The following is a 22,553-nucleotide window of genomic DNA, read 5'->3' as shown; positions in this document are numbered from 1 at the left end:
ACGGGCGCATTCAGAAGTGGTTTCAGTAGTTCTTCCGGGGCAGTCGCCGGGCGCAGATGATGGTGATCGCCAAAGTGGCCACCGCGGTGATCGTGGTGGCGCTGCGGTCGTAACGCACGGCCAGGCGTCGGAAGGCCAGCAGCCAGGACATGGTGCGTTCCACGACCCAGCGGTGCCGGCCGCGGCGTTCACTGGAGTCCACGCCGATGCGGGCGATGCGGGCGGTGATCCCGCGCCGGCAAAGGTAGCGGCGCACCCTTTTGTTGTCGTAGGCCTTGTCCGCGTGCAGCTTGACCGGCCGGCGCCGTGGACGGCCGCGGCCTCGACCCTTGACCGGGCTCAACTGTCCAGGATCGGCTCGACCAGCCTGGAGTCGTGGCGGTTGGCTCCGGGGAAACGCCACCGCCAGCGGCAGTCCGTCAGCTGTCACCAGCAGGTGGTACTTCGTGCCGAGTTTGCCGCGATCCGTGGGGTTGGGCCCCGTCAGCTCGCCCCCCCTTTCGCCCGGACGCTCACCGAGTCCAGGCAAGCTCTCGACCAGTCCAGCGCCCCATCGTGCCCGAGCTGCTCGAGCACGGCGTGGTGCAGCTTCTCCCACACCCCGGCCTCCTGCCAGGCCCGTAGCCGGCGCCAGCAGGTGATCCCGGAGCCGAAGCCCAGCTCCACGGGCAGCTTCTTCTTTGGCGTTGCCGTTCTCGGCCACGAACAGGATGCCGTTGAGGGCCGCTCGGTCATCCACGCGCGGTCGCCCAGTGCGCCCGTTCTTCGCCGGCGGGGGCGGTGGGACCAAGGGTTCCAGCAACTCCCACAACTGGTCGCTGACCAGCCGCCCGGAGGCCTTCTGACTCGTCATGGCAGCCATGATCACCAGTCAGGCAGGCACCGCTCAATGCCTCACCCATAACTATTGAAACCGTTTCTAAGCCGGTCTGGGGTCGCGACTGTCTTCATCTAGGAAGGCATCATTGTCGGCCTTGCGGGCTCCCTCGCAGGTCTGTCGATCGGTCTAGCCGCATCAGTGGGATTCTCCGCGGCCCAGGGACGGACAGCGGTAGTGCCCTGAACCGCGTTAGCGCTAGCACCACCCGTCGGCATCCTCAGCGGCGCGCTGTCCGCGTTCCTTACCGCCATCAGAGCAGCACGAATCGATCCCGCCGAGGCAATCCGCTAACATCCATGCGCTGGTTCGCGGCGTGCGCGCCCTCGGGACGCGTCAACGCATTGCTGGAGCGACGATGGGCCGCGCCATGCCACGTCTGCCTCCCATCCTCACGAAGCAGGGACATCGACGCTGCCTCTCTCGCACCAACAGGTCGTGAGCGTGGAAGCCGGTAGGAAGACATCGTTGTGGATCTAGACGAAAGTCATGGATTTGAGTTTGCGAACGCCCTACTGTTGCGGCACGCTTCACCGAGTCGGCGGGGCGACCTCCGAGTTCGAGGAGAATGTCATGCGTCACAAGGTCGCTCGAGGAATAGCCGCGGCTGGTTTCGCCGCCGTCATGAGTCTTTCCTCCCTCGCCCCGGCCGCATCAGCGCCCGCGGCCACCGCCGGATCCGCCGCGTTCCAGGGTGGTGAGTACGCTCCTCTGGACCACGACCTGATCTGGATCCCTTGGGACGACACCATCTACTCCAGCTACAGCGCCTGCATGCGGCGCGGGGCCTACCTGGCCGGGGTCTACACCGACATCGTGGACTACCAGTGCCGTTTGCGGTCCACGGTCAATGTCCGTCCGACACGATTTGGGATGATGCTGGAGGTCAAGCGCTCCTAGGAACGTGGAGGAACCAGCGGTGGACAGTCAATCGAAGGACGCACGGTTCGATCCTCTGGTCCTGGCCGACGGGCAGGAGGCGGTGGCTACCGGGCGCCTGGTGCGCGTGCAGCAGGAAGGCCTCGGGCTGGTGTGGTGGCACCAGGAGCCGTGGCCCGTCGATCTTCTTCTGCCTGCGTCTGCGCCCGTCGTCGTCTTGTTCCCTCGGGGGCCTGGTCGGGACGAAGAACTGATCGACCGAATCGGCCACCGGGTGCTGGCCACCGGGATGTGGTCCGACGGGAAGCTGCACGTGGACACCGTGACCGACATCACCCTGGCGGAATCACCCCTGCAAGTGCCGGTGGAGTCGCAGCCCCCGCCGATGCACCCGGTGGACGAAGCCACCCGAGCCGTCGAGAGCCCCCTGTTCGAGACCGGTGTCATGCTGTGGCGAGTCCGCCGGGTGGCCCCGGGTGGGCTGGAGGAGATCGTGGTCTCGGCCACCGATGTCCCAGCGGCCCTGCGAGCCCTATCGCCCCTGTATGGAGAGCGTCTGCGGGTGTACCAGAGCCCGTGGACCGCCGACGACCTCGCACGCCTGGACGCTGTCATCGCTGCTGTCGAGCCCACCCGGCGTCATGCCGGGGGGGCCGGGGTGAGCCCGGAAGGCATCGTCTACCGGCGCCTGCTGCTGACCTACCTCGACCAGCAGCTGGCCATGACGCTGAGCGCGTTCCCGGAAGAGATGCTCAAGCTGGAAGTGCAGGCCCAACCCCGCAGGTAGGCGTCCAGTGATGAGGTCGTCGAGGGGCGACAGCGTGGCCCACATCGCTGAGCTCATGTCATCGACTTCCCGTTTCCGCAGCGCTGGCGCTCACCACCCTCAAACGACTAACCCGGTGAGAAAGTCTCAATCACTGCTCAGTTTTCTATGGTCACTGAGTCGCCACGGAGCCTGACTCGATCGGGGCGGCGAGGATCAGGTCTTCTGCTCTGACCGGCACACCGGTACCGGCGAGGATCGACAGGTCAACGGTCCAGTTGATGGATTGGCGTCGTTTCCGGACCTCGAAGGCCGCCACGGCTTCCGCTTCGAGGCCCTCCATGGTGGTGGTGTCGTCGGGGTTCAGCATTCTGACGACCAAAGCGTGGCCCAGGATCAGTTCGGGCACCCCTCCGAAGACCAGGGCGTGGCCGAAATGGGTGAACTCATCGCACCGCCGGCAGGAGCAGATGAAGCGGGCCAGCCGTTGGATGCCGGTCTTCTCGTCATAGGAAAACCGTTCGTGCGTGACGTGGTAGATGTTTCGGTCAGGCACTTCAGGCATGCCGCAGAACTCGCAGGTGAAGTCGACGCGGGCCTTGAGCCCTCGGCTGAGGCGACTCCACTGGTACTTCGTGAGAACCTTCCGGCAATTGATGCCAAAGGTCGCGGCGGGGACCAGGTCTACGTAGAGCCCACCCCCGTAAAGTCGGTCTTCCCCGGGCACACGGTCGGGCACCGGCCATGGTTTCACAGGTGACATGTTCGCCTCTTTCGTGAAACGCGTGCAGTCGCCGCGACAGACGGGCAGGCAGGCGTATTCCTTACTGATATTAGGGCTCGCCATGTGCCCAGTGATGCCGTCGACCCGAAAGGACGCCATGAAGTATTTCGCCCCGCCCTGGTTCACTGATCCACTGTCCCCGGTATTCGGCGCCACCTCGGCCGCCGCCTTCGGGGCGTGGAGCCTGATCGACCCGTCCCGGCTGAGCCCGGCCCGTCGCCGGGCCTACTGGTGTCCCGTGACGGGTCTGTTGGAGGCTTTCATTCCACGGAAGGATGAGAGTCATGGGAGCACCGAGGAAGTACCCCGACGAGTTGCGTGAGCGCGCGACCCGGATGGCGGTAGAGGCCCGGCGGGACCCGGCGACGAAGGCCGGGGCGCTGGCCCGGATCGGGCAGCAGCTGGGGATCAATCCGGAGACGCTGCGCAACTGGGTCAGACAGGCCGAGGTCGATGAGGGATACCGGCCGGGGACCACCACCGATGATGCCCAGCGGATGGCCGAGCTGGAGAAGGAAGTCAGGGAGCTCCGCAGGGCCAACGCCATTCTGCGCTCGGCCTCGGCTTTCTTCGCGGCGGAGCTCGACCGCCCACACAACAGGTAGTGGCCTACATCGACGCCCACCGGGGTGAGTTCGGGGTCGAGCCGATCTGCCGGGTCCTCCGGGACGCCGGAGTGCAGATCGCCCCGAGCACCTACTACGCGGCCAAGACCCGCCCGCCCTCGGCGCGGTCGGTCAGCGACGCGGCCACTACCGCGGTCATCGCCAAAGTGCATGCGGAGAACTACGGGGTGTACGGGGTGACCAAGGTGCACGCCGAGCTGCGCCGGAACGGCCACCGAGTGGCCCGGTGCACGGTGCACCGGCTCATGAGGGCGGCAGGTCTGCGCGGGATCACCCGAGCCAAGGGGCCACGCACCACGGTGGCCGGCACCGGCCCGGACACCCGGCCGGACCTGGTAGAGCGGTCCTTCACCGCCGCCGCCCCGGACCGGCTCTGGGTCGCGGACATCACCTACTGCCGCACGTTCGCCGGATGGGTCTATGCCGCCTTCGTCATCGACGTGTTCTCCCGACGGGTGGTGGGGTGGCAGCTGTCGACCTCGCTGCGCACGGACCTGGCTCTGGACGCCCTCGAGATGGGGTTGTGGACCCGATCCCACGACGGCCATGACACCAGCGGAGTCGTACATCATTCGGATAAAGGCGTGCAGTACGTCGCCGTGCGCTACACCCAACGCCTGGCAGAAGCGGGGGCGGTGGCTTCGGTGGGCTCCACCGGCGATTCATATGACAACGCCCTCGCCGAGGCCTTCAACTCGCTGTTCAAGGCCGAGCTGATCCGCAACAGGGGGCCCTGGAAGAACATCGACGACCTGGAGATTGCGGTGGCCGAGTACGTCGACTGGTTCAACCACCGCCGACTGCACGGAGAGATCGGCCTAGTGCCACCGGCCGAGTACGAGGACGCCTACTATCGTCACCACACCGCCCCGGCGACCGCCGAAGCGGCACTACCGAGCCTCCACTGAACCCGTCACGGGACATGGGCCGGAGTGGCGGGAACCACCGCGTGGTGGGCGACGGTGACGACCGATCGGCACCGGACCACGATGGTGCCGGCCAATGTGGTGGCCGGGGTGGCCGCCGGGGCCGCGACGCTGGCGCTGTCCGAGGTGTCCGAGTCCCTGGACGCCCGGATCGTGGGCCGTATGCAGAGTGCGGGGGTGCGTCATCCGCGGCGGTGGCTGGCCGGGCTCTCGGCGGCCGGTGTCCTGGCCGGCTACGCCGGTGACCGTGCCGCCGCCCGCGCCGAGGCGCAGGCGTTAGAGGCGCCCGAAGATTTGGTGCGCACCCGTGCGCTCACCCCGCAGGTCCGTGCGGTGGTCCAGGGAATGCTGGAGGCCGCCGACAATGCCGACGCCCCGGTGTTGCTGGGGCAGCTGGCCCTGGCCCAGGAGTCCTACTTCGACGACGGCGCGGAGGGGTTCCGTCACACGGTGGAGTTCCTGGTGCCCGAGGAGGTGGTGCGGGTGGTGCCCCACCACCAGGGGTACCCGGTCCAGGCCCGGTACCGCGCCGCGGACGGCACGCCCCTGCTGATCAGCCTGCAGATCGCCGAGGGAAAGCTCTCCCATCTGTCCATCGATTTCGCCGACGAGGACCACTTCGAGGACGAGGACGCGATCGACGTCGTCGAAGAACTCATCGACCGGTGGCCGGACCCGGCCGCCCTGCGCTACATGCACGAAAGCGCCGACGGCCACCATCAACCCCTGAGCTGAACGGGGCCCGCCCTCGCGGCAGGTGAGGTGCACGGCCTGGAGAAAGCGCCGGTATCGGGAACATTGGCGCAGAGGGCCCGGGGTGGGCCGCGGGTGGACAATGACGGCATGTCGGAACGATTTGCGTGGGTGCCCGACCTTGAGCGGGGTCAGTGGCTGCGCCCGATGGAAGCCGAGCCGTGGGGCAGCGTCCTGTCGGTGGTGCCGCGCGGTTTCCAGGCCTACGCCCGGCTGTTCCACCCGGTCGCCCGTGACCGGCCCCGGGCGACGAAGAGCTGGCAGGGCCTCGAGGAGGCCACCTACTTCGCCGGTGTCGGTGACATCGAGGCCGCGCTCGAGACGCAGCGGGCCAGCTGGGCCCAGGCCGCGGCATCGTTCGGCACGACCATGCACGCCCAGGCCCAGTACGCCCGCCTCGTCCGGGTCGACTACGGTGCGGCCGACGGCGTGATCGCCGCCGACGGCTGGCGCTACGGCGACACGTCCGAGGGCCGCCTCGACACCACCTCCTTGGCGGCGGCCGCGGCGGTGCTCGCCCGGCACACCAGCATCCCGGATGCCGGGATCGCCGCGATCTGGGAAGGCTGGGGCGGACTGGTCAGTGGGTCCGGAGCCGCCCGCTACGTACTCGTCCCCACCGACGCCCGCCCGGGCCCCGACACCACTGAGGACACGGGGCACGTCACCGCCCCCTCGCTGCGCCAGCGACTGGCCGCTGCCCTCCGTGTGGGGATCACCGGAGCGCAGGCGGCACTGACGGCCCGTCCCCGGGGTGCCCACCGCGACCCCACACCCGGCACCGGGGTGCTGGCCCCGCAGATCGCCGCCGGGCCGCGGTTCGCACTGCACGGGGACACCGGGCGGCACTACGTCCTGTTCGAGGCCGGGGCCGACGACTTCGCCGACCCCACCTGGCCGGCCCGTGCCCCCTGGGTCGGAGAACCCGTGTGGGCGCCCTCCCCCAGCATCCTGTGGCCCGACGACCACGCCTGGGTACTGGCCACCGAGATCGACTTCGACTCCACCCTCGTGGCCGGCACCACGGCACTGGTGCGCGAGCTCGTGCGGACCCCAGGTCTGGAGGTGCTGCCCCTGCGCACCGACGCCGACCTCACCCGGGACGGCGACGTGCTCAACCGCCCCCAGTGACGTCATGGCCTCGGACGCTGCCCGGACATCAACCCCTGCCGCAATGCCTGCAGGCGTGATGCGTGGAACAGGCGTGCAGCTGATAGGGGTCACGGCACGTCATCATGGACTCATGATTCGACGTCCGGGACGCCACGAGCTGGCCCTTCTCCAAGGCATCGAGGTGCGAGCCGGTTTGCTGTTCCTGGAGCTCGGCATGGACGCCGTGGCCGCGGATCCCCCACCGGGTCTGCCCGAGCTGGAGCAGGAGCGCCGCTACGGCCGGATCTGGGTGTCCACCGACGAGGAAGATCACCCGGTGGGCTACCTGCGCCTCCACAGTGTCGATGGCGCCCCGCATGTGGAGCAGCTCAGCGTGGACCCCGCCCACGGCCGCCGCGGTCACGGACGCGCCCTGCTGGAGCAGGCCCAGCGCTGGGCCACCGCCTCGGGCGCACACCGGATGACGTTGACCACCTACCGACACGTCCCCTGGAACGGCCCCTTCTACGCCCGCCAGGGATGGCGCGAGCTGGCACCGGAGGAACTCGGTGACCAGCTCACAGCCGTGCGCGCCGCAGAAGCAGCACACGGACTGGACCGCTGGCCACGTCTGGCCATGGTCAAGGACCTGTGACCACCTTCGCCTGACACAACCACCCAGAACCCCGGCCCTACTGGCTGTCCCCGGGAAGGCCCCAGGACGGCACCACCGCACGTTGCCCACGCCAGGAACCCCCACCACAGCACGGTCCGCCGCTAACCGGGCCATATATAAAGCGACTGCTCGGCCACGATCCGGATTGAACGGGCCGTGCAGGGTGCTTTCATGATCAGCCCTCGAACATGGTCCGTCGGTGCTGAACGGCCGTCCGCTTACGTTGCAGCAGAACCACCGCGGCGCCCAGGGCCATCAGCCCCGCCAGGACGTGGGCGGTGACCACCGCCGGCCGCGGCTGGATCCCCAGTTCGAAATGCAGTAGCACACCAGACCACAGCAGCACCCCGACGGGAAGGGTGAGACGGGAAAGCAGTCCCATGACTCCCGACCGGCGGGCTGCTGAGGTCACGACTCCCAGCGCCACCCCAGCCAGCACCGAGACCGTACCCCACAGCACCAGCTCCCCCGTGGCCCCAGCCATGAGCTCGACCCAGGACGCGTCCAGGTAGCCAAGATCGCCTCCTGGCACGGGGTAGGCCGGAGGTTCCATGGTGCGCAGGCGCACCAGGCTCCAGGCCGCTTCCACGCTGTAGTAGGCCATCGACGCCGCCAAGAGAAACACTGCCGCCGCCGCGGCACTGACCGGCCACCGGCCGTAGCGACGCCCGATCACATACGCCCAACCCCACCCTGCGCCCGCCCATCCGGCCGCACCACCAACGACCGCAGCCACCCCGGTCAGGGGCCCCCACGAGGCCATGTTCAAGGCCACGGTGACAGCGCCGAAGGCCCAGCCGGCGCAGGCCGAGACCAGCAGGCAGCGAAAAAGCAGTGCGGGCAGAGTGACATGCCTATCCAGATCAGGCGCTGCAGGGATCGTCATGACGTCCACGGTACGGCGCATCATGCCTACGCATGGAAGCGAGGCGACACGCGAAAGTTCCCGCGCACCCGCGCCTATGGGAAACGGGAGCATCCCCGTCGCATAGGAACCCCTGCTGCAACGGACGAGCTCTCCGAATTGTCAACGCCGAGGGCCTGGAGCCGACCATTTTTGGCCTCTGGTCTTATGGCTCCCTACGCCTGAGACTGGCGCGTTGCGCTGATGAACGTGCTCATCAGGCCCCTGAGGATCAGGGCTAGTCCAGCGGCCAGACCGAGGCACTCAACGAAAAGAATGTGTCCGTCCGAACCGGTCTCATCCACCAGAATCGCCCGGGTGACGATGCCTGCTACCAAAGCGGCGGTCACTGTGAGGCCAAGCAGCATCAGCGCTAGAGAAGGAACCAGTTTGTTCATGAGCTCAATCTGTCCACGGGGTCGCAGGGTTCGTCCTCCCGGCTCCGCGATATAACCGGGTTTCACCCCCGAAAGGGTTCTCGACCGCGCCCTAGAAACCCGTCACCCAACCAGCACCTCAACGGTCCCAGACGATCTCCAAAGCGCTGGCGTAACCGTCCGAAGCGGATCCGCGCCCCGCTTCGGCGTCGACGGGCTTCTCCCCCGCCGGCCACACCCGCACCGCCCGATACGAATAGCCGTCTTGCTCGGCGCGTTCCCACTCCAGCTCCACCGCCTGACCCGGCACCAGCGCCTGGTGCCCGACCACGGCGAGGACGCTGAAGTGCACCCCGCAGCCCCCGGGAGTCAGCTTGGAGTCCAGGACTCCCCACCCTGCGTCGTCGAACCAGGACCGCACCACACCGGAATCGCTCATTCCACGAGAGTACGACCGATCCCGCAACGATTCATGGACCAGCCCTTGCTGCTACACCCGCAACCTGGCGTCTGTGGCGGCTTGCCGGTTCGTCAGATCAACCGGAATGGCGGGCGACCGGAGCTTAGGCTCCACCCATGAACATCCCTGTGCCGGCTTCCCCAGCCTCTGGGACGTCGAGCACCTCGAAACCCGTCATGGAGAAAAGCGACTGGGTTTTCATCAGCTGGATCATCGCGGCCGCCGCCTGCCTGCTCGGGGCCCTCAATCAAGCCGCTCACCTGGTGAGCGTCCGCGAAGGCCCGCAGTACGTCTGTGCGGTGAAGGGGCCACCGGACAGCGCCCAGGCACTGGGTGCTGTCGACATGGGCTACATCTCCGGGGAGAGGACGTTTTTCCCACCCACCTTCGTCTGCGGTTATCCTGATCAGATCGGCGGGCAGCCCTCGATCTTCGTGGACATGTACCCGGCCGGGCCGTGGATCTTTCGGCTCTCCATGGCGGTGATCGCCCTCGCGGCTGGGCTCGCACTTGTACTTCAGTACCGGGCCCAGCATCTGTGAGCCCTGAATCACCACAGCATGTCCGGGGCGGATTCGATCTACTAATACGAGCCCCTGAGGAACCCCAACTGCGATGGAACCGTCGGGACGGGTGACGCGCGAATCCACCCGATGCCATCAAGGTCGCTAACGAGCCCTATTTCCGCCTGTCCTCGGGTCCTAGGCTGACGAGCATGCGCGTCATCGAGACGGTTCATGCCGAGCCACAGAGCATCGTCGAATCACCCGTCTATCGTGTGAACTTCTGGCAATCGACGGCGGGAGGAGCATGGAGCCTCGACGCATTCGCCCTGACGCATGTCGAGGACATCCATGAAGTGCTGCGGTGGGTGAATGAGCATGCTCACGGCCGCCGGTTTGAGGTGTTCGCGGAGATGCACCAGGAGCCCGAGGGGCCATTCCAAACACCAAGGAAGAGCGGTCTGGTCCGCCTGCTCGGAAGTGACCCCAATACAGGTGAACCCATCGCGTTCGGTGTCATGGTCCAGGACTAAGTGATTGTCGCGCCTCGTCACCGACGCACCGGGGTGCCGGGCTGAGTGCTCGTCATCCCCGTTTGGACACCGCACTGACCCCAGGGGGCGAACAGGAACGTCTACCGCAGCAGGGTCCGCCGCTAACTGGCCATATGTAAAGCGGGACGGGCGCCCTCATTCCCTTCTACCCGAGCCTAGAAGTGGTGTCCTATTGGTGTTTTCGCGGGTGGGACTTTCGCCTTATCTGTGGTGTTCTGCTGCGGTATGGGCGACTGTGGTGATCAGTCGGGCCGCGGTGCGGGCCGTGCGGTTGTCGATGTCATAGGTGGGATTGAGTTCGACGACGTCCATCAGTGCCAGCTTTCCGCTGCTGGCGACCTGGTGGCAGATGGCGTGAATGACGTCCAGTGGCACCCCGAGGCCGGCCGGGGCACTGACTCCGGGGGCTACCGCGGCGGGGAGAACATCGAGATCGATGCTCAGGTGGAGCACGTCGATCTGGGCCAGGAACTTCTCGACGAATTCGGACACCTGGCCGGTGTGCGTCGCGCACTGCTCATCGAGCAGATGATCGACCCCAAGCTCAGCTGCCGTGTCGAAGAGTGCCCGGGTGTTGTTGGGCCGGCTGATGCCGACCACGGCGTAGCGGAAGGGGCGACCGGCGTTGTGCTCGCTCTCGGCGATTTGGCGGAACGGTGTGCCCGAGGTGGGCTGGGGGGCGTCTCGCAGGTCGAAGTGGGCGTCGAGATTCAAGATGCCCACTCGCTGCTCTTCGGCCACCCGGTGGGAGCCGGCCATGCCGAGGTAGCTGCCGTAGGCGGTTTCGTGTCCTCCCCCGAGCACGATCGTGAGTGAGTGCTGGTTCAGCAGCTCGGTGGTCGCGGCACCCAGGCGTCGCTGGCCCCCCTCGAGGTCATCCCCGTCCACCGTGATGTCTCCGGCGTCGAGGACGGAAAAGTCTTCGTGCAGCGCCAGGGGACCCAGTGCATTCCGCAGCGCTGCGGGGCCGCTGGCCGCGCCGGGGCGCCCGTGGTTGCGGCGCACCCCCTCGTCGCTGCAGAAGCCCACGACGGCGATACCCTCCCGTGGCTCCTGCGGGACGTACTGGGAAGCAGTGGCGAGCTCCTCCTGCAGGTGCACGGCCTGATGCCAGCGACGGTGCTGTGGGCCGGTGCCGTCGGTGCGACCCGTCCACCGGGAGGCGGGTGCGGCAGGGTGGGGGGAGGAAAGCTCCACAGGTTCTCCTGACTGGTGAAAGGACTGTGGGTACCACTCCAACGGATGCACTGGGGGAATGCCACGCCCCGACGCACAATGGGTCTGGGATCTCAGACCGATTCGTGGGCTGGGTGGTCGATGACCGGAAAGGGTGCGCAATGAGCTCCTCGAAAGTCCCCGCGGCGGAGAACACTTTGCGGATCCTGCAGTACCTGGCTACCCGGCGGGGACCGGTGGGGGCAGGTGCGATCGCCGCGGCCCTGGAGCTGCCGCGCTCGAGTGTCTATCACCTGCTGGCGGTCCTGGAACGTAACGGCTTCGTCTTGCACCTGGTGGAGGAGAAGCTCTACGGGTTGGGGGTCAGCGCGTTCGAGCTCAGTTACGCCTTCGAGCGCCAGGAGCCGTTGGCCCGATTGGGGCGGCCCTTGTTGGCCTCACTGGTGGACCGCCTCGGGGAGAGTGCGCACCTGGGGGTGCTGCAGGGCCAAGACGTGGTCTACCTCGTGGAGGAGCGCGCCCGCTACCGCCCCTCTCTGGCCACTGACGTCGGGGTGCGCCTGCCGGCCCATCTCACCGCTACGGGCAGGGCTCTGATGGCCGCCCTCCCGCCGGCACAGGTTCGTGCCCTCTATGCCGGTCCACAGACCTTCCCCACCCGCACCGGCAAGAACCCCATCACCTCCTACGGCGCCCTCAAAGAGGCCCTGGGTCAGGTCCAGCGGCTGGGCTACGCCCTGGAGCAGGACGAGGTGACCGAGGACTTCAGCTCCCTGGCCGTGGTGGCCAGGGACCACACGGGCTGGCCGGCGGCAGCCATCACGGTCACCTTCATGACCCACCGAGTTCCCGAAGACCGGTGGGCGCAGATCCTGGGCGCCATGCACCAGAGCGCCAACGAGCTCTCACGGCGCTTGTACGGCACCGGGGCCACCACCCCTGACCCTGGTGTCTGACATACCAGACAGAACCTGCGGAAAGCCGTAGTAGGGCCGGGGTGCTGAACGGTTTGATGAAGGCAGAGCTTGTGACCGCGGTCACGACCACTCCTCATCCTCGGATTCTCGAGCACCGTTCTGCACCTTGGAGGTCACCATGTCCCCGTCCGTCACCCGCACCGTGTGCGCCGCCCGCGGCACCGAGCTGACCGCCAAAAGCTGGCAGACCGAGGCGCCGCTGCGCATGCTGCACAACAACCTGGACCCGGAGGTCGCCGAGCGACCCGAGGACCTGGTCGTCTACGGCGGCACCGGCAAGGCCGCGCGCAACTGGGAGGCCTTCGACGCGATCAGCCGCACCCTGGAGTCCTTGGAGGACGACGAGACGCTGCTGGTGCAGTCGGGCAAGCCTGTGGGGGTGTTCCGCACCCACGAGTGGGCCCCGCGGGTGCTGATCGCCAACTCCAACCTGGTCGGGGACTGGGCGAACTGGCCCGAGTTCCGCCGACTGGAGGCCGAGGGCCTGACCATGTACGGGCAGATGACCGCCGGGTCCTGGATCTACATTGCGACCCAGGGCATCCTGCAGGGCACCTATGAGACCTTCTACGCCGTGGCGCGGAAGATGCACGAGGACGGCCGGCTTACCGAGCCCACCCTGGCCGGGACGCTGACGCTGACCGGTGGGTGCGGGGGCATGGGCGGGGCCCAGCCGCTGGCGGTGACCCTCAATGGCGGGGCGTGCCTGATCGTGGACGTGGACGAGACCCGGCTGCGCCGCCGTCAGGCCAAGCGCTACCTCGACGAGGTCGAGACCGACCTCGCCACGGCCCTGCGCAAGGTGAACGAGGCCAAGGCCCAACGGCGGGGTCTGTCGGTGGGCTATGTGGGCAACGCCGCGGAGGTCTTCCCGGAGCTGCTGGCCCGCCACCGGGCCGGGGAGCTGACGGTGGACATCGTCACGGACCAGACCTCCGCCCACGATCCGCTGTCCTACCTGCCGGCCGAGTACACGGTGGAGCAGTGGGAGGCCGAGGCTGCCGCCGATGCGGAGGGGTTCACCAAGAAGTCCCGGGAGTCCATGGCCGCCCAGGTCCAGGCGATGGTGGAGTTCCAGGACGCCGGGGCGGAGGTCTTCGACTACGGCAACTCCATCCGCGACGAGGCCCGGCTGGCCGGCTACTCCCGCGCCTTCGAGTTCCCCGGGTTCGTGCCGGCCTACATCCGGCCGCTGTTCTGCGAGGGCCTGGGCCCGTTCCGGTGGGTCGCGCTGTCCGGGGACCCGAAGGACATCGAGGTCACCGACGCGGCGATCAAGGAACTCTTCCCCGACAACGAGCACCTGCACCAGTGGATCGACGCCGCCCAGGAGCACGTCGAGTTCGAGGGCCTGCCCGCCCGGATCTGCTGGCTCGGCTACGGGGAACGCCACAAGGCGGCCCTGAAGTTCAACGAGCTGGTCGCCGAGGGCAAGATCTCCGCCCCGATCGTCATCGGCCGTGACCACCTGGACTCCGGGTCGGTGGCCTCCCCCTACCGGGAGACCGAGTCGATGATGGACGGCTCCGACGCGATCGCCGACTGGCCGCTGCTCAATGCGCTGACCGCCGCCTCCTCCGGTGCCACCTGGGTGTCCATCCACCACGGCGGGGGCGTGGGGATCGGCCGCTCGATCCACGCCGGGCAGGTCTCGGTGGCCGATGGCACCGAGCTGGCCGCCCAGAAGCTGGAGCGGTTGCTCACCAATGACCCGGGCATGGGCGTGATCCGCCACGCCGACGCCGGCTACGAGCGGGCCCTCGAGGTTGCCCAGGAGCGTGGGGTGCGCGTTCCCATGCAGGAGCACCAGTGAACCTGACCCCCGGTGGCGCGCAGTTGATCACCGGCATCACCGAACTGGTCACGGTCGACGAGGAGCTGGGCACCCTCCACGATGCGGCGGTGGTCATCGACGGTGATCGCATCGTGTGGGTCGGTGCCGCAGGCGGCGCACCGGCGGCCGACACGGCCGTGGACCTCGGCGGGCGGGCGGTGCTGCCCGGGTGGGTGGACTCCCACACGCACCTGGTCTTCGACGGGGACCGCTCGGGGGAGTTCGCCGCACGGATGGCCGGTGAACCCTACGCCGCCGGGGGCATCGGGGTGACCACCGCCGCCACCCGGGCCGCGGCCGACACCCGCCTCGATGCCCTGGTGGCCTCCCGGGTGCGGGAGGCCACCGCCGGGGGCACCACCTACCTGGAGACCAAGACCGGATACGGGCTCACGGTTGCCGACGAACAGCGCAGCGCGCGGATCGCGGCAGCCCACGTGGAGGACGTAACTTTTCTCGGGGCCCACCTCGTCCCGGCCGGCCTCGACGCCGAAGATTATGTGGAGGAAGTCTGCGGGCCGATGCTGGCCGCGGTCGCCCCGCACGCCCGGTGGGCGGACGTGTTCTGCGAGGAGGGCGCGTTCACCGCCGAGCAGTCCCGGCGGGTGCTCACCGCCTGCGCTCAGGCGGGGCTGGGGCTGCGGGTGCACGGCAACCAACTGGGCCCGGGCGAGGGCGTGGCCTTGGCGGTGGAGCTGGGGGCGGCCTCGGTGGATCACTGCAACCACCTCACCGACCACGACATCGACGCCCTGGCCTCCTCCGGTGCCGGATCGGCGGGCGGTACCCGGGCCGGGCACGAGACGGTGGCGACTGTCTTGCCGGCCTGCGACCTCTCCACCCGCGCCCCGTTGGCCCCGGCCCGTCAACTGCTCGATGCCGGGGCGAGGGTGGCGATTGCCTCCAATTGCAACCCGGGGACCTCCTACACGACCTCGATGAACTTCTGCGTGGCCACGGCCGTGCTGCAGATGGGGCTGTCCATCGAGGAGGCGGTCACCGCCGCCACCCTTGGCGGGGCCAGGGCTCTGCGCCGGGACCAGGAATCCCTTGCCGCCGGCACCCGGCCCAAAGCCACCGGTGACGAGCTGCCGGTGGGGCGCATCACCCCCGGGCACCGCGCCGACCTGCACGTCCTCGACGCCCCCGCGGCGATCTACCTGGCCTACCGCCCCGGCATGCCCCTCACCCACGCGGTGTGGCGGGCCGGCCACCGCCTGCTCTGATCCCGAGCCGTCCATCACGACGCTGACCGCCTTCCTCCTTCTTCCTTTGAAACGGATACTGACATGGCCACCACTGCTCAGGCCCATCGGACCACGGCCGCGGATCTGCTGCGCTTCGTGCTCTACAGCGCCATCGGCGTCTTCATGTTCTTCGTGCCCATCACCGTGGGCGAGAAGAGCACCATCCCCCTGGACCATGTGGTCTCCTGGCTACGGGACAACGCCGCGGACTACGTGCCCTACTACGCCCTGGCGCTGATCCTGGCCGGTGCCGTGCTGCCCTTCGTCACCGGCGCCTGGCGGGCTTCCCGGCTGCGCACCGTGTTCGCGCTGCTCAACGTGGTCGGGCTCGCCGTGGGTGTGGCCCTGGTGACCGGAGCCGGCCCGGCCTGGTTGATGGCCGAGGACATGGGGCCCTTCCTCTTCAACGCCTTGGTCATCCCGGTGGGACTGATCGTGCCCATCGGGGCGATCTTCCTGGCCCTGCTCATCGGCTACGGGCTGATGGAGTTCGTCGGGGTCTTCCTCCAGCCCGTCATGCGCCCGCTGTGGCGCACCCCGGGACGCTCAGCGATCGACGCGGTGGCCTCCTTCGTGGGCAGCTACTCCCTGGCCCTGCTGCTGACCAACCGGGTCTACCGTGAGGGCCGCTACACCAGCCGGGAGGCGGCGATCATCGCCACCGGTTTCTCCACGGTCTCGGCCAGCTTCATGGTCATCGTCGCCAAGACCCTGGGCCTGATGGAGCACTGGTTGATGTACTTCTGGCTGGCGCTGGTCGTGACCTTCATCGTCACCGCCATCACCGTGCGGATCCCTCCCCTGAGCCGTATTCCGGACACCCCCTTCCCCGGTGTGGAGCACCAGCCCGAGGAGAAGGTCACCGGCAACCGCTTCCGCTACGCCTGGTCTGAGGCCCGCACCACCCTGCACGCGGCCCCCTCGCTGGGGCGCAACATCGCCGAGAACGTCCGTGACGGGTTCAAGATGGCCATGGCCATCCTCCCCTCGATCCTTTCCATCGGGCTGCTGGGGCTGGTGCTGGCCCGCTACACCCCCGTCTTCGACTGGGTCGGCTACCTCTTCGCCCCCTTCGCCTGGGTGGTGGGTCTGCCCGAGCCGCTGCTGGCCGGGAAGGCCTCCGCCACCGGGATTGCCGAGATGTTCCTGCCGGCCACCATCGTGGCCGGGGAGGAATCACTGGTGCTGCGCATGGTCATCGCCATCGTGTGCGTGTCGGCGATCATCTTCTTCTCCGCCCTGGTCCCCTCCATTCTGGCCACCGACATCCCGGTCCCGCTGGGGCACCTGGTGATCATCTGGTTCGAGCGCGTGGCCCTGACCATCCTCATCGCCACCCCGCTCGTGCGCCTGCTGCTCTGACCTACCCACCTAGCGCCCACCCCGAGGCCACGCCCACCACAGGAAGACCCAGCACTGCCATGACTGTCACCGACACCGCCCCCCTCATCACGGTCGGACCCTCCGCCTTGGAAACCGCCCAGGCCCAGCTGGCCACCGCCATCGCCACCCTCGGCTACGACACCGGTCTGCACCAGCTGCTGGCCACCGCGCGCCGGGAGCTGACCGTGTCCATCCCGCTGCGCCGCGACACCGGGCAGACCGAGGTGCTGCGCGGTTACCGGGTCCAGCACAATTTCTCCCGCGGCCCGGCCAAGGGCGGGCTGCGCTACTCCCCGGCCGTGGACCTGGACGAGGTTCGCGCCCTGGCGATGTGGATGACCTGGAAGTGCGCCCTGCTCGATGTTCCCTACGGCGGGGCCAAGGGCGGGATCACCATCGACCCCCGCCACTACTCCGCCGGGGAGCTCGAGCGCGTCACGCGCCGCTACACCTCCGAGATCCTGCCGATCATCGGCCCCGAAAAGGACATCCCCGCCCCCGACATCGGCACCGATGAGCAGACCATGGCTTGGATCACCGACACCTACTCGGTCAACGTCGGCTACACCGCCCCGGCCATCGTCACCGGCAAGCCCGTCTCCCTCGGTGGATCCCTGGGCCGTTCCTCAGCCACCTCGGCAGGGGTCGTCCACATCGCCCTGGCCGCCCTGGAGCACCGTGGGCTCACCCCCGCCCGAGCTACCGCCGCGGTGCAGGGCTTCGGCAAGGTCGGCGCGGGCGCGGTCGAGTTCCTCGCCGAAGCCGGAGTGAGGGTCCAGGCGGTCTCCGATCAGTACGGAGCGGTGTACCGCTCGAGCGGACTCGACCACGACGTTTTGGCCGCCCACACCCGGCAGACCGGCAGCGTGGTCGGTTGCCCCGGCACCGACCCGCTGGCCCCCCAGGACCTGCTGGAACTGGACGTGGACCTGCTGGTGCCCGCCGCGGTGGAAGGCGTGCTCACCGCCGAGAACGCCCCGAACGTCCGGGCCCGGATCGTCGTCGAAGGCGCCAACGGCCCCACCACCGCCGAAGCCGACCGCATCCTCGCCGAGGCCGACGTGCTGGTCGTGCCCGACATCCTCGCCAACGCCGGCGGGGTGATCGTCTCCTACTTCGAATGGGTCCAGGGCAACCAGGCCTACTGGTGGTCCCAGCAAGAAGTCGACGACCGCCTGGAGACTCGCATGCTCACCGCCTGGCACGGCCTGTTGCGCTCCAGCCAGGAGCACGACCTCACACTCAGGGAAGCGGCAACGGTCACCGCCGTCCAACGGGTGGCCGACGCCCACCTCACCCGCGGCCTCTACCCCTGATCCGCAGCAGCCGCCTCTGCGACCTGAAACCCGGTCGCGGGTCCACCACACACCCTGGGCATTGTCGGAAGGAACAACCATGACCGCCTTGGCAGAACCCGAGACCACTCCCCTGCTCCACCCGGAATCACTGGTGGGCGTGCCGCCGGCCTGCAGGGAGGACAGTGCCTGCCCCTACTGCAGCGGCCCGGAAACCGACTGAGGCCAGCACCGCTTCCGCCCGGCCTGATGCGCACCGGGGCGCATCAGGCCGGGACGGGCCCGTGGACATGCCCGGTCCGTGGGGGATCTCCACCGGCATTGTCGCTATCGTGCGAATCCCGCGCTGCCCAGTCGTGCGTTGCGGGTGGCGACACCCAGGGCGAACTGGACCAAGTAGTCGTTGAGCTGGATCGACGCCTCCCGCGCGGCTTCCACATCGCGGGCCAGGATCGCCCGCAACAGCTGCAGGTGCAGTTCCTTGCCCGCGGTGACCTCCCGGGCCCCGTCGAGGATATGGGCCATCCAGAACCGGCGGGACAGGCCCTGCAACGGGGTCATCGCATCGGCCAGATACTCGTTGTGTGCTGCCGCGCACAACATCCGATGCGTACCGCGCACGACCCCCACGTAGGTCTCCAGCTCTTGGATGCCTTCCAGCTCCTCGGCCAACGCCTGGATGCCGGCCAGTTCCGCCACGGTCGCCCGTTCACAGGCCAACGCCACCGCCAGAGCCTCCGTGACCCGGCGCACCTCCAAGCGGCGCAGCTGCTCCTCGACCGAGTTGGAGGGAATCTCGATTCCCCGACCGGGTCGGATGCGCACCAGATGGTCACGGTCAAGACGCTGCACCGCTTCCCGCAACGGGGTTCGCCCCAGGCCGAGTTCCTCCACCAGCCCGGCCTCCGTGTGGAACGCACCCGGCTCCAACCGGCCCGTTTCGATCATCTCGGCCAGCAGAACGTACGCCTCATCAGCCTTCGTCATTTCACGTCCTTTCGACGCCAGAGTACACAATAGACAGCCACATACTCTTGATATACGCCCTATATACGCCTTACGATCGAGGTGTTGCTGTGAGACCCATCACCTGGAGGATCCCGTGAAGTACCGTCCGGCCACTGAGGCAAGTCCCTTGCCCTACTCGCCTTTCAAGAGCTGCACCGTGCCCCGACCCATCGGATGGCTCTCCAGCGTGAGCACGGACGGGGTGGAGAACATCGCCCCGTACAGCCAGTGGCAGAACCTCACCTTCGACCCCCCGATGGTGATGTTCTCGGCCAACCAATACCCCGACGGGCGCCGGAAGGACACCGTGATCAACGCCGAGACCACCGGATGGTTCGTGTGGAACATGGCGACCTACCCGCTGCGCGAAGCCGTCAACCTCAGCGCCATGGCCCTGAGCCCGGAGGAGAGCGAGTTCGACCACCTGGGGATCACCCGCAGCTACGCGGAGAACTACCCGGTGCCGATGGTGCAGGAGAGCCCGGTGAAGTTCGAGTGCAAGTACCACTCCACCCACCACATTCCCGGTGCCTCAGCCGTCGGGACGGTCGACGTCATCTTCGCGACCGTGGAGACCGTGCACATCGACGATGCGGTCATCACCGTCGACGGACGCCTGGACATCCAGAAAATCGAGCCGATCGCCCGGCTCGGGTACTTCGACTACACCGTGGTGCGCGAGACCTTCGAGATGCGGGTCCCCGGCGCCGACCGTGAGGCGCAGATGGGCTTGGAGGGACGAGCAGCATGAGCCAGACGAACCAGGCCCAGGCGCCCGCCACGTCCTCCTCGGCCTCGAGTGCGACCGCTGAGACCAAGAGCCGACGGATCAAAGACCTCATCGCCGTCAACTTCGGCAACACCCTGGAGTGGTACGACTGGACGATCTACTCCATCTTCGCCCCGTACTTCGCCGTCCAGTTCTTCCAGCCGGACAACCCCGCCTCGGCCCTGCTGGCCACCCTGGCGGTGTTCGCCGTCGGATTCGTCACCCGACCGCTGGGCGGCATCCTCTTCGGCGCCTACGCCGACCGTGCCGGGCGCCGCAAAGCCCTGACCGTGGCCATGATGCTCACCGCCCTCGGCAGCCTGGTCATCGCCATCGCCCCCACCTACGCCTCGGTGGGACTTCTCGCCTCGGTGATCCTGCTCGTCGCCCGGCTGCTGCAGGGCCTGGCCCACGGCGGTGAGATGGGCACCTCCGTGACCTACCTGGTGGAGCGGGCCCCGCACGGTCGGCGTGCACTGTTCGGCAGCACGTCCTGGGTCAGCGTCGTGCTCGGCACCATGCTGGCCACCATCACCGGGCTCATCCTCACCTCCACCCTGTCCCAGGCGCAGGTGGGCGAGTGGGGGTGGCGCATCGCTTTCGGTATCGGCGGCACCCTGGGCCTGTACGCCCTCTACCTGCGGCGCCGGCTGACCGAGACCGATGCCTTCGAAGAAGCCTCCCAGCAGACCCCGACCCAGCGATCCGACGAGCACAACGCTGCACCGGCGGGACCCAAGCGGGGCTTGCTGCATCACTGGCGTGCGATGCTCATCGTCTTCGGGCTCTCCGCGGGAGGCTCGGTCATGTTCTACACCTGGCTGATCTACATGCCGACCTACGCCCAGATTCAGCACGGACAGGATCCTTCCAGCGCACTGACGGCCAGCCTCATCGCCCAAGCCTTCTTCCTCGGCGCCGTCCTGGGCGCCGGATGGCTGGGCGACCGCATCGGCCGCAAGCCGTTGGTCATCGCCTTTGGCGTAGCCTTCATCGTCCTGACCATTCCGATCTACAACCTGGTCGACGGCAGCTTCGGGCGGCTGCTGCTGGCCATGCTGGCCTCGCTGACCGCTTTGGCGCTGCTGTTCGGTGTCAACGGGGCGGTCTGGGCCGAGGTGTTCCCCACCAAAGTCCGCGCAGCCGGTGTCGCAGGCCCGCTCTCCTTCGCGACCGCCATCTTCGGCGGAACCGCTCCCTACATCAACGCCGCACTCGGACAAGCCGGCCACCAGGACTGGTTCCTCTACTACCTCATCGGCGTTGCCGGCATCACCCTGGTCACCGGGATCCTCATGCGCGAGACCAAGAACAACACCCTGATCCGAGAGACCTGACCGCCCCACCGACACCCCGACTGGCCAACTTTGACCCGTCATCACTGCGTGCAGCACTCCTCTCGGTCCCCGGCGCATAGTGCGTTCGGGGACCGAGGCATTGCCTGGACCATCTCACTGCCCCTGCCTCTCAGGCGGATCACAGGGGCAGGGGCCGGTCCTGGACGACGTTCTTCATCACCAGAGTGGAGCTCAACCGCTGCACCCCGGGCAAAGTGGTCAGGTGGTCGTCGTAGAGGCCCTGGAGGGCCGCCAGCTCCGCGGCCACCACGTGCAGAAGACGGTCGGGATCCCCGAGCAGCCGCTGCGCCTGGATGATGTGCGGGACCGTGGCCACCGCGTCCTCCAAGGCCTCCGAGGTGTCGTGGTCGGCCGCGTACACGATGGCGAACACCAGGGAGGCGAGGTTCAGCCCCAGGGCATGGGCGGCCATCTGCTCCCGCATCGACAGCTCCGGTGGATCCGAGAATTCTCAGCCGGTGCCGGTTTCTTGGAGATCCATTCTCTGGAGGATCGTGGCGGAAATTTCTTCCACGGACATGAAGGCTGAGTTGAGGTGGGGGATGTCGTTGAGGGCGTACATCTGCTGGGCGTTGCGCAGTTCCCAGGTGCATTGGGGCAGGGAGGCGTAGATGGTGCCCGGGCGTCTTTCCTGGCGGACCTGGCTCAGTCGCAGGGGTTGGGAGGTGAGTCCGAAGCACTTGGTCGCGTAGGCGGCGATGGGTGCCGGCAGGGACCGGTGGGCGAAGTCTTCGTCGACTAGGGGGAAGTTCGCGGTGCGGATGCCGTGCTGCAGGGCGAGGTACATGCTGGTGGGGGTCTTGCCGCAGCGTGAGGGGGCGATGAGGATCAGATCGGCCCGTTCCAGGGCGCGGATGGATTGCCCGTCGTCGTGTTCCATGGCGTACTCGACGGCTGTCATCCGCGAATGGTAGCGGATGGCGTCGCCGAGCCCGTGGGCCCTGCCGGGTTGAGGGTTCGCGGTGGTGTGCAGGGCGGCTTCGAGCTGGTGGATGTGGGAGCCGAAGAGGTCCACGAAGTATCCGGCGCCAGCCTCGAGGATGCCGCGCAGGTGCGGGTCCACGACGGTGGAGAACACCACGGTGGTGCGCCCGGTTTCCGCAGCGGTGGTGATCCGGGCCGCGACCTGGTGGGCGTGGTCGGCGGTGGTGAGGAAGGGCACGGTGTGGCGTTCGAAGCGCTGGGCCGGGAACTGGGTGATGAGGGTGTTGCCGAGGGTCTCGGCGGTGATGCCGGTGCTGTCGGAGACGAAGAACGCCACCGGGCAGGAGTCGGTCACGGGTGCCTCCGCTGTCTTCTCGTCGGGATGTCCGGTGGTCCGGGTGGGGG

General features: G+C 67.9%; 24 protein-coding genes, 2 pseudogenes and 1 other annotated feature. Of the genes and pseudogenes, 15 read left to right on the top strand and 11 right to left on the bottom strand.

All coding sequences use genetic code 11. The features are described 5' to 3' along the window. Positions 1 to 22: 22 nt before the first annotated feature. The 3 genes and pseudogenes from PU704_RS20070 to PU704_RS20060 form a co-directional block, all read right to left on the bottom strand. Positions 23 to 457, bottom strand: a pseudogene (locus PU704_RS20070) (transposase); the annotation flags it as partial. Between the two features lie 26 nt (positions 458 to 483). Continuing rightward, the gene (locus PU704_RS20065; protein ID WP_371212486.1) at positions 484 to 666 is read right to left on the bottom strand and encodes a hypothetical protein; all 183 of its coding nucleotides are present in this window, start codon (positions 664 to 666) and stop codon (positions 484 to 486) included. A 34-nt stretch (positions 667 to 700) separates the two neighbouring features. Beyond that, a pseudogene (locus PU704_RS20060) lies at positions 701 to 853 on the bottom strand (transposase); the annotation flags it as partial. Positions 854 to 1,501: 648 nt separating this feature from the next. Between PU704_RS20060 and PU704_RS10380 the strand changes: the two are divergent. Continuing rightward, the gene (locus PU704_RS10380; RefSeq protein WP_152683419.1) at positions 1,502 to 1,777 is read left to right on the top strand and encodes a hypothetical protein; all 276 of its coding nucleotides are present in this window, start codon (positions 1,502 to 1,504) and stop codon (positions 1,775 to 1,777) included. Positions 1,778 to 1,796: 19 nt separating this feature from the next. After that, on the top strand, positions 1,797 to 2,543 hold the full coding sequence (locus PU704_RS10375; RefSeq protein ID WP_047804219.1) for a hypothetical protein: 747 nt from the start codon (positions 1,797 to 1,799) through the stop codon (positions 2,541 to 2,543). A gap of 151 nt (positions 2,544 to 2,694) precedes the next feature. On the opposite strand, the gene PU704_RS10370 is transcribed toward PU704_RS10375, so the two are convergent. Beyond that, complete coding sequence (locus PU704_RS10370; RefSeq protein ID WP_277551278.1) at positions 2,695 to 3,432, bottom strand: hypothetical protein; 738 nt, start codon at positions 3,430 to 3,432, stop codon at positions 2,695 to 2,697. A 158-nt stretch (positions 3,433 to 3,590) separates the two neighbouring features. On the opposite strand from PU704_RS10370, the gene PU704_RS10365 reads away from it, so the two are divergent. The 4 genes from PU704_RS10365 to PU704_RS10350 all read left to right on the top strand — a co-directional run bounded on the left by PU704_RS10365 (position 3,591) and on the right by PU704_RS10350 (position 7,358). Then, a protein-coding gene (locus tag PU704_RS10365; protein ID WP_277551277.1) for an IS3 family transposase occupies positions 3,591 to 4,840 on the top strand; the annotation gives its coding sequence in 2 pieces (ribosomal slippage) (positions 3,591 to 3,870 and positions 3,870 to 4,840; 1,251 coding nt in all). Further along, positions 3,869 to 3,997: a sequence feature (AL1L pseudoknot), on the top strand. Its footprint overlaps the gene before it by 129 nt. A gap of 54 nt (positions 4,841 to 4,894) precedes the next feature. Continuing rightward, positions 4,895 to 5,593 (top strand): hypothetical protein, encoded by a 699-nt coding sequence (locus tag PU704_RS10360; protein ID WP_277551276.1) that lies wholly within the window; start codon positions 4,895 to 4,897, stop codon positions 5,591 to 5,593. A 129-nt stretch (positions 5,594 to 5,722) separates the two neighbouring features. Next, complete coding sequence (locus PU704_RS10355; RefSeq protein WP_277551275.1) at positions 5,723 to 6,742, top strand: hypothetical protein; 1,020 nt, start codon at positions 5,723 to 5,725, stop codon at positions 6,740 to 6,742. A 112-nt stretch (positions 6,743 to 6,854) separates the two neighbouring features. After that, positions 6,855 to 7,358 carry a GNAT family N-acetyltransferase gene (locus PU704_RS10350; protein ID WP_047804223.1) on the top strand — a complete coding sequence of 168 codons (504 nt, stop codon included), beginning with the start codon at positions 6,855 to 6,857 and terminating at the stop codon, positions 7,356 to 7,358. A gap of 196 nt (positions 7,359 to 7,554) precedes the next feature. On the opposite strand, the gene PU704_RS10345 is transcribed toward PU704_RS10350, so the two are convergent. The 3 genes from PU704_RS10345 to PU704_RS10335 all read right to left on the bottom strand — a co-directional run bounded on the left by PU704_RS10345 (position 7,555) and on the right by PU704_RS10335 (position 9,099). Beyond that, positions 7,555 to 8,289 carry a hypothetical protein gene (locus tag PU704_RS10345; RefSeq protein WP_047804224.1) on the bottom strand — a complete coding sequence of 245 codons (735 nt, stop codon included), beginning with the start codon at positions 8,287 to 8,289 and terminating at the stop codon, positions 7,555 to 7,557. 170 nt (positions 8,290 to 8,459) lie between these two features. Further along, positions 8,460 to 8,681, bottom strand: a complete 222-nt coding sequence (locus PU704_RS10340; RefSeq protein ID WP_277551274.1) for a hypothetical protein — start codon at positions 8,679 to 8,681, stop codon at positions 8,460 to 8,462. Positions 8,682 to 8,799: 118 nt separating this feature from the next. Next, positions 8,800 to 9,099 (bottom strand): cold-shock protein, encoded by a 300-nt coding sequence (locus PU704_RS10335; RefSeq protein ID WP_277551273.1) that lies wholly within the window; start codon positions 9,097 to 9,099, stop codon positions 8,800 to 8,802. A 197-nt stretch (positions 9,100 to 9,296) separates the two neighbouring features. On the opposite strand from PU704_RS10335, the gene PU704_RS10330 reads away from it, so the two are divergent. Together PU704_RS10330 and PU704_RS10325 are read left to right on the top strand one after the other, a co-directional pair. Continuing rightward, a complete protein-coding gene (locus PU704_RS10330) occupies positions 9,297 to 9,662 on the top strand; it encodes a hypothetical protein (protein WP_277551272.1) in 366 nt (121 codons plus the stop codon). 173 nt (positions 9,663 to 9,835) lie between these two features. After that, a complete protein-coding gene (locus tag PU704_RS10325; RefSeq protein ID WP_053004996.1) occupies positions 9,836 to 10,156 on the top strand; it encodes a hypothetical protein in 321 nt (106 codons plus the stop codon). Between the two features lie 222 nt (positions 10,157 to 10,378). Here PU704_RS10325 and hutG read toward each other — a convergent pair whose 3' ends face one another. After that, a complete protein-coding gene (gene hutG / locus PU704_RS10320) occupies positions 10,379 to 11,374 on the bottom strand; it encodes a formimidoylglutamase (RefSeq protein ID WP_277551271.1) in 996 nt (331 codons plus the stop codon). Positions 11,375 to 11,514: 140 nt separating this feature from the next. Between hutG and PU704_RS10315 the strand changes: the two genes are divergently transcribed. The 5 genes from PU704_RS10315 to PU704_RS10295 all read left to right on the top strand — a co-directional run bounded on the left by PU704_RS10315 (position 11,515) and on the right by PU704_RS10295 (position 18,110). After that, a complete protein-coding gene (locus PU704_RS10315; RefSeq protein ID WP_277551270.1) occupies positions 11,515 to 12,309 on the top strand; it encodes an IclR family transcriptional regulator in 795 nt (264 codons plus the stop codon). Positions 12,310 to 12,448: 139 nt separating this feature from the next. After that, positions 12,449 to 14,143 carry a urocanate hydratase gene (locus tag PU704_RS10310; protein ID WP_277551269.1) on the top strand — a complete coding sequence of 565 codons (1,695 nt, stop codon included), beginning with the start codon at positions 12,449 to 12,451 and terminating at the stop codon, positions 14,141 to 14,143. Beyond that, complete coding sequence (locus tag PU704_RS10305) at positions 14,140 to 15,390, top strand: amidohydrolase family protein (protein WP_380112399.1); 1,251 nt, start codon at positions 14,140 to 14,142, stop codon at positions 15,388 to 15,390. Before PU704_RS10310 ends, PU704_RS10305 begins: the two co-directional genes overlap by 4 nt. A gap of 63 nt (positions 15,391 to 15,453) precedes the next feature. Then, positions 15,454 to 16,773 (top strand): YjiH family protein, encoded by a 1,320-nt coding sequence (locus PU704_RS10300; protein WP_047804231.1) that lies wholly within the window; start codon positions 15,454 to 15,456, stop codon positions 16,771 to 16,773. Positions 16,774 to 16,832: 59 nt separating this feature from the next. Then, on the top strand, positions 16,833 to 18,110 hold the full coding sequence (locus PU704_RS10295; protein WP_047804232.1) for a Glu/Leu/Phe/Val family dehydrogenase: 1,278 nt from the start codon (positions 16,833 to 16,835) through the stop codon (positions 18,108 to 18,110). Positions 18,111 to 18,416: 306 nt separating this feature from the next. Here the strand turns inward: PU704_RS10295 and PU704_RS10290 are convergent, their stop codons facing one another. Next, positions 18,417 to 19,076: a GntR family transcriptional regulator gene (locus PU704_RS10290; protein ID WP_047804233.1), complete on the bottom strand. Its 660-nt coding sequence runs from the start codon at positions 19,074 to 19,076 to the stop codon at positions 18,417 to 18,419. Between the two features lie 115 nt (positions 19,077 to 19,191). Here PU704_RS10290 and PU704_RS10285 point away from each other — a divergent pair, with 115 nt between their 5' ends. Next, positions 19,192 to 19,848, top strand: a complete 657-nt coding sequence (locus tag PU704_RS10285) for a flavin reductase family protein (RefSeq protein ID WP_277551268.1) — start codon at positions 19,192 to 19,194, stop codon at positions 19,846 to 19,848. Further along, complete coding sequence (locus PU704_RS10280) at positions 19,845 to 21,203, top strand: MFS transporter (RefSeq protein WP_277551267.1); 1,359 nt, start codon at positions 19,845 to 19,847, stop codon at positions 21,201 to 21,203. The genes PU704_RS10285 and PU704_RS10280 overlap by 4 nt, the downstream gene beginning before the upstream one ends. Positions 21,204 to 21,342: 139 nt before the next feature. Here the strand turns inward: PU704_RS10280 and PU704_RS10275 are convergent, their stop codons facing one another. Together PU704_RS10275 and PU704_RS10270 are read right to left on the bottom strand one after the other, a co-directional pair. Continuing rightward, positions 21,343 to 21,648 carry an Lrp/AsnC ligand binding domain-containing protein gene (locus tag PU704_RS10275; RefSeq protein ID WP_277551266.1) on the bottom strand — a complete coding sequence of 102 codons (306 nt, stop codon included), beginning with the start codon at positions 21,646 to 21,648 and terminating at the stop codon, positions 21,343 to 21,345. Between the two features lie 27 nt (positions 21,649 to 21,675). Next, positions 21,676 to 22,503, bottom strand: coding sequence for a pyruvate, water dikinase regulatory protein (locus PU704_RS10270; RefSeq protein WP_338130231.1), 828 nt, complete (start codon positions 22,501 to 22,503; stop codon positions 21,676 to 21,678). Positions 22,504 to 22,553 lie beyond the last annotated feature (50 nt).

Origin of the sequence: Kocuria oceani, assembly GCF_029524215.1 — a bacterium.
GTDB lineage: Bacteria > Actinomycetota > Actinomycetes > Actinomycetales > Micrococcaceae > Kocuria > Kocuria oceani.
This window is presented reverse-complemented; position numbering and strand designations above follow the sequence as displayed.